Source organism: Rhizobium sp. CFBP 8762 (assembly GCF_014841565.1).
In the GTDB taxonomy this organism is placed as follows: domain Bacteria; phylum Pseudomonadota; class Alphaproteobacteria; order Rhizobiales; family Rhizobiaceae; genus CFBP-8762.
In genome coordinates, this window is the sequence record NZ_JACYUD010000007.1 from 45,714 (window position 1) to 60,428 (window position 14,715).

The following is a 14,715-nucleotide window of genomic DNA, read 5'->3' on the forward strand; positions in this document are numbered from 1 at the left end:
ATGACTGTTGTACCACCTGTCCTGTCCGTCGAAAGCCTCAAAGTCTCCTTCAAAACCGAAAGCGGCTGGAAAGACGTTATCCGGGATATCAGCTTTCAGGTTCATGCGGGCGAAACGGTCGCCATTGTCGGCGAGTCCGGCTCCGGCAAAAGTGTGACTGCCTTGTCCACCATGCGGTTGCTGCCACGCGATACCGCCAGATGCGAAGGACGCATTCTGCTGGACGGCAAGGATTTACTGACTGCGACGGAGACCGACATGCGCACAGTGCGCGGCGGCAGCATCGGCATGATTTTTCAGGAGCCGATGACGTCCCTCAATCCGGTCTTCACCATCGGCAATCAATTGGCCGAGGCACTGGTTCTGCACCAGAACAAGTCCTGGGCTGAGGCGGAAGCCGAGGCGCTGCGGCTGATGGAACGGGTGCGCATACCCTCTGCCAAAACGCGTCTGCACGAATATCCGCACAAGTTTTCCGGCGGCATGCGTCAACGCGTCATGATTGCCATGGCGCTTGCCTGCAAACCAAAACTGCTGATTGCCGACGAGCCTACGACCGCACTGGACGTGACCATTCAAGCGGAAATCCTCCATATTATTCGTGAATTGCAGCGCGAGGAAAATATGGCCGTGCTGTTCATCACCCACGATATGGGCGTGGTGGCGGAAGTGGCCGACCGCACCGTGGTCATGCTGCGCGGAGATATGGTGGAGACGGCGGCAACGGCCGAGATTTTTGCCGCACCAAAGCAGCCATACACTCGCGCACTTCTGGCGGCCGTGCCCCGTCTGGGCACCATGGGCGACAGCGTGGCACCGCGCCGTTTTCCGGATATTGATCCGAGCACGGGATTAGCAACCGAAGGCCGGGACATGAACATGGTTCCCCCCGGCAGCAAGCCGATCCTGACCGTATCCAATCTCGCGGTTCGGTTCGATTTGCCGAAGGGCCGCGTGCACGCGGTCGAAGACGTCTCGTTTGATCTACGCGCGGGGGAAACTCTGGCACTGGTGGGCGAATCCGGCTGTGGCAAGTCCACGACGGGCCGCTCCATCATGCGTCTGGTACAGCCGACCGCCGGGTCCATTCATGTCGAGGGGCTTGATGTCGGCAATGCCGGTCGGCGCCAGATGCGCGACATGCGCCGCACGTCCCAGATGATTTTTCAGGACCCGTTTGCGTCCCTCAACCCTCGGATCCGCATCGGAGCAGCCATTGCAGAACCGATCCTGTCTCATGGCTTGATGAAGAAAGGCGCGGCACGGGAACGGGTTGCCGAACTGCTGACGCAGGTGGGACTGTCTGCGACCATGGCCGATCGCTTTCCCCACGAGTTTTCCGGCGGTCAGCGCCAGCGTATCTCCATTGCGCGCGCTTTGGCGCTCGATCCCAAATTCATCGTTGCCGACGAGGCGGTATCCGCGCTTGATGTTTCGGTCAAAGCGCAGGTTGCCAATCTGCTGCTGGATTTGCAGGAAAAACGTGGACTGGCTTTCCTCTTCATCTCGCACGACATGGCCGTGGTGGAGCGCATCAGTCACCGGGTAGCAGTCATGTATCTGGGTGAAATCGTCGAGATTGGGCCCCGCGCCGCCATCTTTGGCAACCCGCAGCATCCCTATACGAAACGGCTGATCGCCGCCGTACCGGTTCCCGATCCCGCCCGTCGTGGTACGCTGCCACCAGCGCTGAACGAGGAAATAAAAAGCCCCTTCCGCCCTTACGATTACGTAGCCCCCAAACGCAGCTACCGCGAGGTTTCACCCGGTCATCTGGTGCAGCTTGCTACGGCGCAGAGTTAATCCTGAATGGCTGATGGTAGACCGTTACCCGCCAGCACGACCCGGCCGCGCTGGTGCCGCTTGGCCTCATAAAGTGCGTCATCGGCGGACTTGATCAGCCGCTCCGGATCGCTGCGTTCGTCCGTTGCAAAAACGAGACCGACACTAACGCCGATAACGATGTCTTGATGATCATAACTGTACGGACGTGAGATTTCGGCAATCATTCGCTCAGCAAAGGCCACGGCTGTTGCCTGATCGGATGGGTCAGCCTGAAGCAGAAGAAACTCGTCTCCGCCAATCCGGCACAAAATATCGTGTGGCCCTACCAGTTGCTGCACACGGGAGGCGACACACCCAAGAATGAAATCTCCTGCCGGATGACCGTGAACATCATTGGCCTCCTTGAAGTGATCAAGATCGAGATAATGGACCGCAACTGTTCGCCCGCCGGAGTTCAGTTTTCGAAACGCGTCCACCAATCCCCGGCGGTTCCGCAGGCCGGTCAGGGGGTCGATCCGTGAACGTTCTTCCGATTGATAACGGCTTAGTAGCATCTCGACCAGAATCCTGCGGCGGTACAGAATTGTATCGAGCGACGTGAAGGTCATGGCGATCAGAAAAAGGCCGAGGAACTTAGACGCAGGCTCTTCGCTCATGATCAGAACCAGGATGACCGGCTGGCCTGCCGCGACAAGACACAGGACGGTATAATTGAGCGCGGCGCCGCCACGCGCGATAATTCCAACCGTGTAGACCATCATGGTTGCCAGAAAAATACTGTCGACATTATCGGGACTGATGACGATGCCGTAAGCGCAGAGAATACCGACCGAGCTTGCGTAGGTTATGGCGGAGCTTGCAAACAGCCGTATCCAGTTCTGCCATGAAAGAAGCCGGGGCTTGCGCCGCCACAGCTGGATAACGCTCATGATGTAACCACAGCACACCGTGTTGAAAACAGCCAACCACAGAAGAACCGCACTGTTCTGAATATACGCGCCGAGGAAACCGACGATAATAATGGATACGGTGAGAATGGCCAGCGCCGTTACCGGGCTGAACATATCGGCAAGCAAATCTTCCGCAATTTCCGTCGGCCAAGCGCTCCCGTTTTTCCAAAATTGCAGAAACTTCATGACCCGCCCAGAACCATACTTGAACGACCGCTACTAGCCGACCAAGGGCGAAGCATGTGGCCCCTTCTGTCGACAACGACCGTAACCCCCGGAAACCCTACCACAACACATTAGCTTTATAATATATAATTTAGCATTTATTTGTTTAATTGCAGGAGAGCACATATTTTTGTTGCGAAACACAATGATAGGCTCATAAACATGCGAATAACGCGAGCCTGTTGCGCGGCTGTGCCAGGCTCAACCACGCAAATCCGGGAGACTATCAGAATGGCCGTTCAACCGCTCACTCTACGCGATACAGTCATAGGACAGGGGCGTCCGAAGACAATCGTGCCGACGACAGCGCAGAACGCAACCGGAGCGCTGGAGCAGGTCAAGGCCATAGCAGCCAACGCGTCTGCGGATATTATCGAATGGCGGATCGATTATCTCGATATTGCGACGAACGCCCCGGCACTGATCACCCTGGCTGAAACGATAGGACAGGCTGCAAACAACAAACCCGTTATTGCCACCTTCCGCACCAAGGCCGAAGGCGGACCGATTGCAATTGACGACCATGACTATGGCCGTGTGTTAAGCGCCCTGATCGATGCGCGAGCCGCTGACCTTTTCGACATCGAAATGTTTCGCGATGAAGCAGTCGTGACGTCACTGATTGCCAAGGCGCATGCGTCCGGCCTCCATGTCATCCTTTCAAGTCATGATTTTTCTGAAACACCGCCGGTTGACGAGATTGTAGCGCGCTTGCGGCGGCAGGACGCGCTGGGCGCCGATGTGCTGAAAATCGCAGTCATGCCCAAGCAGCCACGCGATGTGCTGACGTTGCTGGATGCCACGTTGCAAGTCCGTGATGAGACGAGCAAACCACTCCTGACGATGTCGATGGGTGCCCTTGGCGTTATCTCTCGGTTGGCTGGGGAAACATTTGGCTCATCTCTGACCTTCGGCATGATGGGGAAGGCATCGGCCCCCGGTCAGATCGATGTTGGCCAGCTTCAAGACACTCTTGAGGTTTTGCATTCGGCAGGACAATAATCCACAGTTTGCATATGCGTCGTTCAACATATATTGCAATGTTATATAGTATCGTTTAGAAGGGCCGTATTCGCAGTCTGGATACCGCACCGATGTCGTTGTTGCCCACCGCCTTGTCCGTAGAAAACCTGTCTGTTTTTGTGGGTAGCAGACAGATCGTCACCGATCTCTCGTTTGAAATAGCTGCGGGCGAGCGTGTATGTCTCCTCGGCGCGTCTGGATCCGGAAAATCGCTGACCGCAAGTGCCATACTGGGTCTGCTGCCCGCCAATGGTCACGTGGAAGGGTCGATCAAGGTTCAGGGGTACGAGGTTGCCAACGTGGCTGCTGCCCTGCGTCCGAAACAGGCACAGGCGGCAATGGTCTTTCAGGATTCGCACTCGGCCTTGAATCCTTTGGTCTCTATCGGTGCGCAACTGCGTGAGCCACTGCGGCGGCGACAGGGATTATCTAACGAAGCGGCGGAACGTAAGGCGGTCGAATCGCTGGATGCAATGGGCCTGCCGGATCCCATGAATCTTTTGAAACGATGCCCCGCAGAAATTTCCGGCGGTCAACGCCAGCGTGTGTGCATCGCCCTTGCGCTTGCCTGCAAAACATCCCTGCTCGTTGCGGACGAACCGACAACCGCGCTCGACGTCATCACACAGGCGCAGGTACTACGCGTCCTCAAGCAAAACACTGGGACGAAGGATGCGCCAGCAACGTTGTTTATAACGCATGATCTGGGAGCTGCGGTGCAACTTTGCGACAGGGCAATTATCCTTGAACGGGGAACCATAATCGAGTCTGGTCCGCTTGCCAGCATACTGACCTCACCTCGCCACCCCTTCACGCGATCCTTGATTGCCACCGCGCAGGCAGGGGTTATCGAAACTGTTCCACAGACCATCCCCTATCAGGAGGCCGTGTGATGCTGTCTTTGAATCAGGATGGTTCATTTTTGTCCGCCGATTGCATCAACCACAGTTACACGCTGCCGCGCCAGTCGTTCTGGAAGGCAGCGGAGCGCCGCCAGGTCGTGCGGGATGTGAGTTTCCGGCTGGCACCGGGCGAGCGGGTCGGACTTGTTGGAATGTCCGGTTCGGGAAAATCAACCTTGCTGCGCTCTCTTCTCGCGATCGAGCAGCCGGACTCCGGCAACATCACCTGCCAATGCAAAGCGGTTGAGCCAGCCTCCGTTCCGGCTCTGCGGTGGTATCGCCGCATGGTACAGTACATTCCTCAGGACCCCGCTTCTTCCCTTGATCCCCGGATGACGGTTGCTGCGCTCGTTGCCGAGCCGCTGATCCGCCTCCATGTCGATTGCGATCATGTACAGCGCGCGCAGGAAGCCATAGAGCAGGTCGGACTTGACCAACAGTTTCTCAACCGCCGTCCCGGCGAACTATCGGGCGGACAGGCTCAGCGTGTCGCCATCGCTCGTGCCATTGCCACGCGGCCTGCTTTTCTGCTGGCCGATGAGCCGGTAAGCGGCCTGGACCTGCCGATCCGGGCGCAGGTTGTGGCGGTGCTGAAAAGCCTTTCGGAAAACAACGGTACCGGTCTGCTGATCGTGTCTCACGATTTATCCGTTGTCGCCAATCTTTGCCAACGCACGATGGTGATGGATGACGGCAGAATTGTCGAGGACCGCGCGACACAGGACTTGCTCTGCGACCCCCGTCATGCACGGACGGTGGAGCTGATCAACGCGGTTCCTCCTCTGCCCAAACCAAACCGGCCACGATTGAGCTGATCCTACAGCTTTACTGCCCTGCCCCGTTCTTGATTCAAGGAGTGACGTTATGACACGACGCCTGCTGCTGGCTTCAGCATTGATGATAAGTTTGCCTCTGGTCCTTGCCGGATGTTTCGAAGACAAACAGACGGACACCAGCACGGTAGAGGGCAGCGACCACCGCGTCCGCGTCGCAATGCTGCAACCGCCGCGTTCCGGTTTGACCCCATTATCGGACGATGCCTTCAAACTGTCTCGCTGGGGGGCAACCGAAACCCTTATTCGCCTTGACCCAATCGGAGATCCGCAGCCCTTTCTGGCGACCGAGTGGAAACAGCTCGATCCCAAAACCTGGCGCTTCGTCATACGCAAGGGCGTTACATTTCATGATGGCACGGAGCTGACACCGCAGCACGTGGTGAACTCGCTGATGGCTGCTACACGGGCTGCACCCAAACCGCGCATTCTGGACGGCGTGACGCTGGCAGCGGAAGTTGATGGTGCCGATGCCGTCATCATCCAGACCGGGAAGGACGATCCGCTTGTGCCCAACCGGCTGTCCAGCCCACAACTGGCCATTCTGGCCACCAAAGCCTATGGTGCCGATGGTCGCGTGAACCCGATTGAAGCCGGGACCGGCCCGTTCTCGCTGAAGGTCATCAATGGCACGACCAGCGCAAAGCTGGACAGGTTTGACGGCTACTGGGGCGAAAAGGCAAAACTTGCCGGTATCGACGCGGACTATGTGCCGGATGGCACAGCGCGGGCAGCGTCATTGCGCACAGGCAACGCCGATGTCGTGGAGGCAATCCCGGTGTCGCAAGTCGCACTTCTCGATCCGTCCGTCGTTCACGAAGTGCCGATGCCACGCACCAACACGCTGTACCTCAACACCCGGAACGGTCCGTTGACGGACCCTGCCCTGCGCGCCGCCATCCGCGATGCCGTGGATCGCATAAGCATCGTCAACGCGGTTTACGAAGGCCGGGCTGATATTGCGGCGGGCCTGCTTGGCCCAGCGCTGCCTTGGGCTGCCAAGGTGCGCAAACCCGTTGCCAACCCGGTTGCAGCGGGCGCGCCCAACGGCGCCGAAATAACGCTGGCCACCTTTACAGACCGTGCCGAACTGCCGGAAGTCGCAGTCTTGCTGGAACAGCAACTGACAAAGGCAGGCTTTAAAGTGAAGCAGGAAGTCCGGCAATACGCGCATATTGAAGCCGACGCCTTGGCAGGCAAGTTCGATGCGTTCATTCTCTCGCGCGCAACCGTGCTCGATTCCGGCGACCCCGTGGCCTACATGTTCAGCGATTTCGCATGCGAAGGCTCCTTTAACATCGCGCAGCTATGCGACCCGGCGGTCGACGCCGCTCTGGCGAAGGCGGCCGCCACGCCCTCCGGTGATGCCCGCAGGCAGGCCATTATCGACGCGGAAGCGGCCGTCCTCGCCACAAACGCGGCGATCCCCATGCTGCACGAACGCGTTATTCAGGGTGAGGCCGCTACGGTTTCCGCAGCGGAGCGCGATCCGCGTGAGCGTGTACTGATCAGCGAGCGCACAGCCATCGCAGATACGAAACCCTAAGACCAATATCAAAGCGTCGCCCAGCACGTCTCGCGAATTCTCAGTCATGAGCGTGCTGCCACGACCCGCTTGGGACTGCCATGACAGATTTCTTTGCCTCACCGCCAGGACGCCGTTTTCGCATCCGGCTTGATCCGTTCGTTCCGGCGCTTTCACGAGCGGTCACTCTTTTGATTGTGCTGGTGCTCGTCGGGCTCCTGCCATGGCTGTCCGGGCGTGATCCGGCGCTGAGTATTTTGCGGGCGAAGTCCGGAGATCAGGAGGCCACGCCGGAGGCATTGAATGCAATTCGCATGGAATTAGGGCTGGATCTCAACCCCTTACACAGACTGGGCGGCTGGTTTGTAGGTCTCGCGCAAGGGGATGCAGGAACGTCATGGATTTCCGGCGCGCCGGTATTGCCCGGAATGTTGCAGGCGGCACAGGTAAGCCTGACGCTGATGGGTTTCGCTGCCGTGGTCGCAGCAATCACGGCGGTCCTCCTGTGTGTGCTTGTTGTTCGTAGAGCGCTCCGTGGAAGCACAGTGCGCTCTTCCGGCGTGATCGCGGCAGCGCTGACAGCGTTGCCGGAATTCCTGCTGTCCTCGGTCCTCCTCGTGGTTTTTGCTGTTTGGCTGCGTTGGTTTCCACCCTATGGCTGGCGCGGTGTGGAGTACGCCGTCCTGCCAGCGCTTGCCCTTGGCCTGCCTGCGGGAGGACTGCTGGGAAGGCTGTTTTCCGATGGCCTGACGGCGACGTTCAGCGAACGCTGGGTCGCCACATGGACGGTTGCCGGTTTTTCTCGTGCAAAAATTGTTGCGTCCGTGGTGCGTCGCACATTGCCAAGCCTGATGCCGCAGGTCGGCATGGTGATGGTTGCGCTGACGGGCGGGGCGGTTGCTGTAGAGCAAGTCTTTTCCATTCCGGGCCTCGGGCGGGCAACGCTGGGGGCCGCATCCGCGCAGGACTTACCAGCGTTGCAAACCGGTATTCTCATCCTGCTATTAATTGCGATTTTCCTTGGCAGCACAGCCAATATCGTGCGCGGTCTGTTGCTGGGTCGTGCGTTACAGGCGGGCGCCCTGCCAGTGCCAACAGTCTCGCGCCAAACTGCGCGTTATAGCTGGGTTGTGCCATTGGCTGTTGCTGCGCTTCTGCTGTTGCTGATCATACTCGGCCTGCCGCGTGATCCCTTCACATCGGCATTTCAGCGCTTACAGCCGCCGGACTGGTCGCTTCCTCTCGGCGCAGATGGTACAGGGCGGGATATTCTGGCCCGGGTTGCCCATGGCGCCCTGTCGACCATCGGCATGGCCGTCTTTGTTGTGCTATTGTCTTTTGCGCTGGGTCTGATTGTCGGCCTCGCCCCACGGCTGGCTGCTGGCCCAATAGAAATGACCAAGGCAACACCCCCGGTCATCGCCGGTCTGGTGGTTTCGGCAATTCTGGGCCCGAGTGCGGGCGGAGCTATTCTCGCGGTCACGGCTGTCGCTTGGGCACCGCTCGCCGCCCACGCGGCGGCGCTGGTAACAGAGGTCAAGGCGCAACCTCATGTTCGAATGACACCCATTCTCGGTGTCGGGCAGCTCAGACTGATGAGCCGCTACGTGCTGCCAGCAGTTATTGGCCCTGTATTTCGCCATGCCATGCTGCGACTGCCCGGTGTAGCACTCGCATTGGCAGCGCTGGGCTTTCTCGGTCTCGGCCCTCGCCCGCCCGCCCCGGAGTGGGGCCTGGTGCTGGCGGAGGGCATTCCCTATATCGAGCGCGCCCCTTGGGCGGTGTTGATACCGGCCAGTGCACTGGTGTTGCTTTCCGTTTTTGCCGTCTCGCTGTCAAACCTCTCCCCAGACGTCCGGCGTCGAGGATGAGTCGGCAAAAGCCGGGTGCTGTGTGCTCATTGCGACGCAGACCCGCTCCAGTTCTGGACCGAGCGGCCGGTCATCCTCATAGGATTTTGTAATGCCGCGGACTTGCGTGTAGAGGGCATTTGTCCCGACTGCCCTGTCCTCGTCAGCCAGAAAATCCTGCGCCTGAGCCGCCCCGCATAGCTCGATCGCGAAGATTTGCCGGGCATTGTCGATCAGGGACAGCAACTTGTTGGCACTTGCGGTCGGGTGCGCCAGAAAGTCCTCCTGTAGGCCTGAGGTTAATCCACCATCCAGACTGGCGGGCGCAGCCAGCCGTCGATTTTCTGCGCTCAGTGCCGCCGCCGTGTACTGTGCAATCATAAAGCCGGAATTGGCGCCGGGGTCGGTGGCCAGAAAAGGCGGCAGCCCGCTGACCAGCGGATTAACCAGCCGGTCGATCCGCCGCTCACTCATGGCCGCGATCTGCGCCATCGCAATTGCGAGACTATCCATCGCCATGGCCAGAGCCGGAGCTACGGCATGGGCCTGTGACGAAACGACCGGCGCGTCGGGCGTTCCCGAAACGGCAGGATTGTCGGTAACGGACGCGAGTTCTTGATTCACAACACGGCATGTCTCGGCAAACACGTCGCGGGCGGCCCCATGCGCGTGGGGTATAGCCCGTAGACTCAGCGCATCCTGCGTGCGGATTCCGGATGCCTTCGCAATCAACCCGCTTCCATAGAGCACGGCACGCAGCCGTCCGCCGACAAATGCAATACCCGCAGACGGACGCAAAGCCAGTACCTCGTCCTGGATGGCCGTTATCTGGCACCGGAGCGCCTCCAGCGTCAAGGCGGCGCTGGCATCGGCCCAGTCAAGCAGGTGTTCCGCCTGTTTGAGTGCCACGCAGGCGAGCCCCGTTGCACAGGCCGTACCGTTGACAAGACTCAGGCCCTCCTTGGCTTGCAAGACAAGAGGCGAAAGTCCGGCGGCAGCAAGTGCCTGTGCACCCGTAACCTCCTGCCCTCCAACCTGCGCCCTGCCCTCCCCAATCAGCACCAAGGCCGTGTGCGCATTGTGGGTCAGATACCCCGCCGACCCCTTGGACGGCATCATCGGCAGGCAGTCCATCGCCAGCAATGTCGCCAGATGATCAACGATATCGATGCGGACCCCGGAATAGCCATGGGCAAAATTGTTGGTCTGCGCCGCCATGATAGCGCGCACGCTTGGCGCGGCAAGCGCTGGCCCAACGCCGCAAGCGTGGCTGCGTATGATATTGCGGGAGAGGCGGCTTTGCGATGCGCGATCAACCACCGTATCTGATAGTGCACCAACCCCGGTGTTGACGCCGTAGGCGCGAACGCCGCGTTCGACGATTGCAGACACAATCTGGCTCGCCCGCTCGACCCTTTTTCGCGCAGCCGGGGAGAGTTCAAGAGTTGCACCATCAGCAACGCGGGCGATATCACGCCAGTCCAAAGTTCCGTCAAGGATCACGGTGCGCACATCAGGCTCCGAAATTGCCGATGAACTGCCGGAATGCCGGCGAGGCATTGCTACCGAACATGTCCTGCGGCGCGCCATCGCTATCGATGACCCCCTGGCGCATAAAGATCACCCGGTTCGACACATCGCGCGCAAAGCTCATTTCATGCGTCACCACCAGCATTGTCATGCCTTCTTCGGCCAGCGCCCGCATGACACGCAAGACTTCGCCAACCAGTTCTGGGTCCAGCGCCGAGGTGGGTTCATCAAACAGCATGACTTTCGGCTTCATAGCCAGTGAGCGTGCAATGGCCGCGCGCTGCTGCTGCCCACCGGACAAATGCGCCGGATAGGCATGGCGCTTGTCGGCAATGCCCACTTTCTCCAGAAGGGCTTCGGCTTCGGCAATACAGTCGGCCTTTGGCCGTTTCAGCACGTGAACCGGTCCCTCGATGATGTTCTCCAAAATCGTCATATGGGACCAGAGGTTGAAGGACTGGAACACCATGCCCAGTTCCGAGCGAATGCGGTCCACCTGCTTCTGGCTTTGCGGGCGGTTCTGGCCGTGGTGCCGGGTCATCTGGATTTGCTCGCCGTCTACCCAGATTTCGCCCTCATTGGCGATTTCCAACAGATTGATACACCGCAAAAATGTGGATTTGCCCGATCCGCTGGCCCCCAGAATCGAGATGACATCGCCATCGCGCGCTTCCAGAGAAATGCCTTTCAACACCTCATGTGTGCCGAAACTCTTGCGGATATTGCGAACAAGTAGACGGTTGGCGCTGGCCATGGGTGTTTTCCCTTACGCGATCTGTGGTTTGGCGTTTGGCAGAGGTCTTGGTGCGGTATCGCGGTGGCGGGACAGGCGTCGCTCTAGAGCTGCGAAAGCCTGCAGAATGATGAAGTTCAAAACCAGATAAATCAGGGCCGCGCAGAGAAACACTTCCATCGTGCGGTAGGTCTGCGAAATCAGCCGTTGCGCAACCCCGGTCACTTCCCAGACGGTGACGAGGCTGGCGAGGGCCGTGGATTTCACCATCATCACCACCTCGGTTGAGTAGGCAGGCAAAGCGTGGCGAAACGCAATCGGAGCCAGAATACGCCGAACCAGCAGCCCGCCGGACATGCCGATAGCACGCGCCGCTTCAATCTCCCGTGGGGAGACCGCCCGCAATCCGCCGCGAAAAATCTCGGCTGTATAACCCGCCGTGCACAAAGCCAGCGCCAGAACCGCGCAGACGAACGGCTCGCGCAACGCAGGCCACAGAAAACTGTAGCGAATGAACCCGAACTGGCCGAGCCCGTAGAAAATCAGAAACATCTGTATCAACAAGGGAGAACCACGGAAGACGAAGATGTAGCCCTTGGCAAAGTTGCGGGCCACCGCGTTGCCGCCTACGCGCATCCAAACGATCAGCAGTGCGAGGACTAGACCACAGGAGACCGACAGCAGAAACAGCGCCAGCGTCATGGGCAGCGCCGCCAGCAGGGTCTTCATCGTTTGCAGCAGAAAGGGAAAATCCATGATGGTCTCCTCAAGCCTGTCCCATGGACGCGGGCATGCTGCGATTTGCGCGCCGTTCGGCCCGCTGGAACACGCGGTCCGACAGGCTGGTGAGAACCAGGTACAGGCACCCGCCGATGATGAAGAACAGGAAATATTGCCGGGTGGACCCAGCCGCGATCTGTGTTGTGCGCATCAGTTCAGCCAAGCCGGTCACAGACACGAGCGCGGAGTCCTTCAAGCTCAACTGCCAGACATTGCCGATGCCGGGGATAGCAAGGCGCACCACCTGCGGCATGATAATGCGCCGAAAACGCAGCCCCTTTGCCATGCCGATGGCCTGTGCCGCCTCCAGCTCACCACGGGATATGGCCAGAAAAGCACCGCGATAGACCTCTGCCTGATAGGCACCTGAAATCATACCAACAGCAAGCGCGCCCGCCACAAACGAGGGAAGCCCAAGAAACCCGGTGTAGCCGAGAAAGGACCCGACGGCTGTCACCGCCGCTGACCCGCCGAAGTAGATCACGTAGATAATCAGCAGTTCCGGCACGCCGCGAAACACCGTTGTATAGACATGCCCGATCAGGCGCAGACTGCGGCTGCCCGAAAGCTTGGCCGACGCCACCACAGCGCCCAGACACGCACCAATCACCAGCGCCGTAGCTGTCACGCAGATCGTCAGCAGCGCGGCCCCAAGCAACAGACCAGCCCAGCCTTTTTGCCCAAACCCCAGCATTTCAATGAAGGTCATCGATCAATCCCTGAATGGTTCGATTTGCCCTATGCAGGCGCTGCACAAACATATGTGATGCGTTGTGCAGCGCCGATTGTTCAGGGGCTGACGTCTGTCTTGAACCACTTCATGGAAAGCGTCTTGACCGTACCATCGGCCAAAGCAGCCTTGATCGCTTCGTTGAACAGATCACGCAACTCCGGATCGGACTTGCGAATACCCAGTCCTTCACCAATGCCGAACAGGGTTCCGCTGATCTCCGGTCCGGTAAAGCCCAGAGTGCCGCCAGCCGTTTCAAACGCCGTCATCAAATAAACGGCGTCATCGAATGCCAGATCGATACGACCTGTTCCAAGATCCAGATCACGCTCTGCGCCGGTCTTGTACTCGCGAATGGTCGCAACGGAGCCGAAATTGTCATAGATGAACTTGGCGTAGACAGTTGCAGCCTGAATGCCGATTGTCTTGCCGGCGAACGCAGTTTTCAGCGCTTCCAAATCGGCGCCGAGGGCATCGCCGGGCGCAAGCTTGACCACGGTTCCGGTTCCTGCGGCGTTGGCAAGCGGGCTGTCCTTAAGCGTGGCGAAGGCCGCATGGGTGTGTGCGTAAGGAATGGTAAAGTCGATAATCTGCTTGCGTTCTTCGGTAATCGACAGCGCGTCCATGATCACGTCGAACTTACCGGCATTCAGCGCCGGGATCATGCCATCCCAATCGGACGCAACCAGCTTGCACTCCACTTTCATATGCTTGCAGAGATATTCAGTGAGTTCCGGCTCAAAGCCGCCGAGCGTGCCGTCCGGGTTGGTCAGGTTCCATGGTGGGTAGGCACCTTCCAGCGTAATGGTAACCGTTTTCCACTCTTTTGCATGCGCCGCGGGCGCAAGAACGATAGAGGCCGCCATAGCGGCAGTTGCAAGCCAGCTCGATACTTTCATTGTGCTGTTCCTCTCAGTTGAACCCTTGTGACTGCCGCTCTTCGTCGGCTTATGTTGTATAGGGTACCTTATGAAATATTTCTTGTTTTGCAAGCGTAAAGACGATTTAATCAGCAAAATTCTGAGTGCATAAGGTTTGAGCAATGGCATCGCCACGCGCGGGCGCTACAGCCCTGAAATTGTTGATGGATGCGGAGCCGGTCACCTCCTATGCTGCGGTCAAGCACCTGATTCTGGAGCGTATCCGCAGTGGCGAGTGGCCGCCGAAACACCGGGTACCGTCGGAAAACGAAATTGTTAGCGAATTTGGCGTCAGCAAGATGACCGCCAACCGGGCCCTGCGCGAACTGGCGACAGAGGGCGAACTGGTGCGCATTCAGGGCGTTGGTTCCTTCGTTGCCGAACGAAAAGGCTATTCCGCCCTGTTTGAAGTGCGCAACATTGCTGACGAGATCGCAGAGCGCGGCAATGAGCACAGCTGCGAGATTTTCGTTCTGGCGCAGGAGAATTGCTCGCCCGAAATTGCCGATGCGCTGGAAACGGAGATCGGCGCGCCTGTGTTTCACTCGCTGATCGTGCACAAGGAAAACGGCGTGCCGGTGCAGCTCGAAGACCGGTTCGTCAATGTGGCCGCAGCCCCGGATTATCTTGAACAGGATTTTACGGCTTTGACGCCCAATGTCTATCTGACAGCGGCCGCCCCCCTGTCTGGTTCCGAACACATGATCGAGTGCGCCATGCCACAGCCGTGGGAATGCAAGCTGCTGGTGATTCTCCAGACCGAACCCTGCCTGACCATTCGGCGGCGCACATGGTCATCCGCCGGAGTCGTTTCTCTGGCGCGGCTGGTTTACCCCGGCACACGCTACCGTCTGGAAGCCCGTAGCGGGCAGACAAGCCCCTCCTAGATGTATAGGGAAGTGACGTGTCGGTCGATGCGGTGACGTTCT

The 14,715-nt window shown here is 58.9% G+C and carries 13 protein-coding genes; 7 read left to right on the plus strand and 6 right to left on the minus strand.

The genetic code is table 11. The features are described from left to right. Positions 1-1,803, plus strand: coding sequence for an ABC transporter ATP-binding protein (locus tag IFT84_RS15715; protein WP_192121048.1), 1,803 nt, complete (start codon positions 1-3; stop codon positions 1,801-1,803). Here the strand turns inward: IFT84_RS15715 and IFT84_RS15720 are convergent. Continuing rightward, a complete protein-coding gene (locus tag IFT84_RS15720) occupies positions 1,800-2,921 on the minus strand; it encodes a GGDEF domain-containing protein (protein WP_192121050.1) in 1,122 nt (373 codons plus the stop codon). The genes IFT84_RS15715 and IFT84_RS15720 overlap by 4 nt on opposite strands. 270 nt (positions 2,922-3,191) lie before the next feature. Here IFT84_RS15720 and aroD point away from each other — a divergent pair, with 270 nt between their 5' ends. The 5 genes from aroD to IFT84_RS15745 all read left to right on the plus strand — a co-directional run bounded on the left by aroD (position 3,192) and on the right by IFT84_RS15745 (position 9,114). Next, positions 3,192-3,962 (plus strand): type I 3-dehydroquinate dehydratase, encoded by a 771-nt coding sequence (gene aroD, locus IFT84_RS15725; RefSeq protein WP_197975575.1) that lies wholly within the window; start codon positions 3,192-3,194, stop codon positions 3,960-3,962. A gap of 92 nt (positions 3,963-4,054) precedes the next feature. After that, a complete protein-coding gene (locus IFT84_RS15730; protein ID WP_192121052.1) occupies positions 4,055-4,876 on the plus strand; it encodes an ABC transporter ATP-binding protein in 822 nt (273 codons plus the stop codon). Next, positions 4,876-5,700: an ABC transporter ATP-binding protein gene (locus IFT84_RS15735; RefSeq protein ID WP_192121054.1), complete on the plus strand. Its 825-nt coding sequence runs from the start codon at positions 4,876-4,878 to the stop codon at positions 5,698-5,700. Before IFT84_RS15730 ends, IFT84_RS15735 begins: the two co-directional genes overlap by 1 nt. Before the next feature lie 49 nt (positions 5,701-5,749). Continuing rightward, the gene (locus IFT84_RS15740; protein WP_192121057.1) at positions 5,750-7,264 is read left to right on the plus strand and encodes an ABC transporter substrate-binding protein; all 1,515 of its coding nucleotides are present in this window, start codon (positions 5,750-5,752) and stop codon (positions 7,262-7,264) included. Positions 7,265-7,344: 80 nt separating this feature from the next. Beyond that, positions 7,345-9,114 (plus strand): ABC transporter permease subunit, encoded by a 1,770-nt coding sequence (locus tag IFT84_RS15745; RefSeq protein ID WP_192121058.1) that lies wholly within the window; start codon positions 7,345-7,347, stop codon positions 9,112-9,114. Here the strand turns inward: IFT84_RS15745 and IFT84_RS15750 are convergent. The 5 genes from IFT84_RS15750 to IFT84_RS15770 all read right to left on the minus strand — a co-directional run bounded on the left by IFT84_RS15750 (position 9,079) and on the right by IFT84_RS15770 (position 13,765). Beyond that, on the minus strand, positions 9,079-10,605 hold the full coding sequence (locus tag IFT84_RS15750; protein ID WP_342212884.1) for an HAL/PAL/TAL family ammonia-lyase: 1,527 nt from the start codon (positions 10,603-10,605) through the stop codon (positions 9,079-9,081). The genes IFT84_RS15745 and IFT84_RS15750 overlap by 36 nt on opposite strands. Position 10,606: 1 nt before the next feature. Continuing rightward, positions 10,607-11,377 (minus strand): ABC transporter ATP-binding protein, encoded by a 771-nt coding sequence (locus IFT84_RS15755; protein WP_192121062.1) that lies wholly within the window; start codon positions 11,375-11,377, stop codon positions 10,607-10,609. A 12-nt stretch (positions 11,378-11,389) separates the two neighbouring features. Then, positions 11,390-12,112, minus strand: coding sequence for an ABC transporter permease (locus IFT84_RS15760; RefSeq protein WP_192121064.1), 723 nt, complete (start codon positions 12,110-12,112; stop codon positions 11,390-11,392). Between the two features lie 10 nt (positions 12,113-12,122). Continuing rightward, a complete protein-coding gene (locus IFT84_RS15765) occupies positions 12,123-12,845 on the minus strand; it encodes an ABC transporter permease (protein ID WP_192121066.1) in 723 nt (240 codons plus the stop codon). A gap of 80 nt (positions 12,846-12,925) precedes the next feature. After that, positions 12,926-13,765 (minus strand): transporter substrate-binding domain-containing protein, encoded by an 840-nt coding sequence (locus tag IFT84_RS15770; RefSeq protein ID WP_192121068.1) that lies wholly within the window; start codon positions 13,763-13,765, stop codon positions 12,926-12,928. 185 nt (positions 13,766-13,950) lie between these two features. Between IFT84_RS15770 and hutC the strand changes: the two genes are divergently transcribed. Beyond that, on the plus strand, positions 13,951-14,673 hold the full coding sequence (gene hutC, locus IFT84_RS15775) for a histidine utilization repressor (RefSeq protein ID WP_244651252.1): 723 nt from the start codon (positions 13,951-13,953) through the stop codon (positions 14,671-14,673). Positions 14,674-14,715 lie beyond the last annotated feature (42 nt).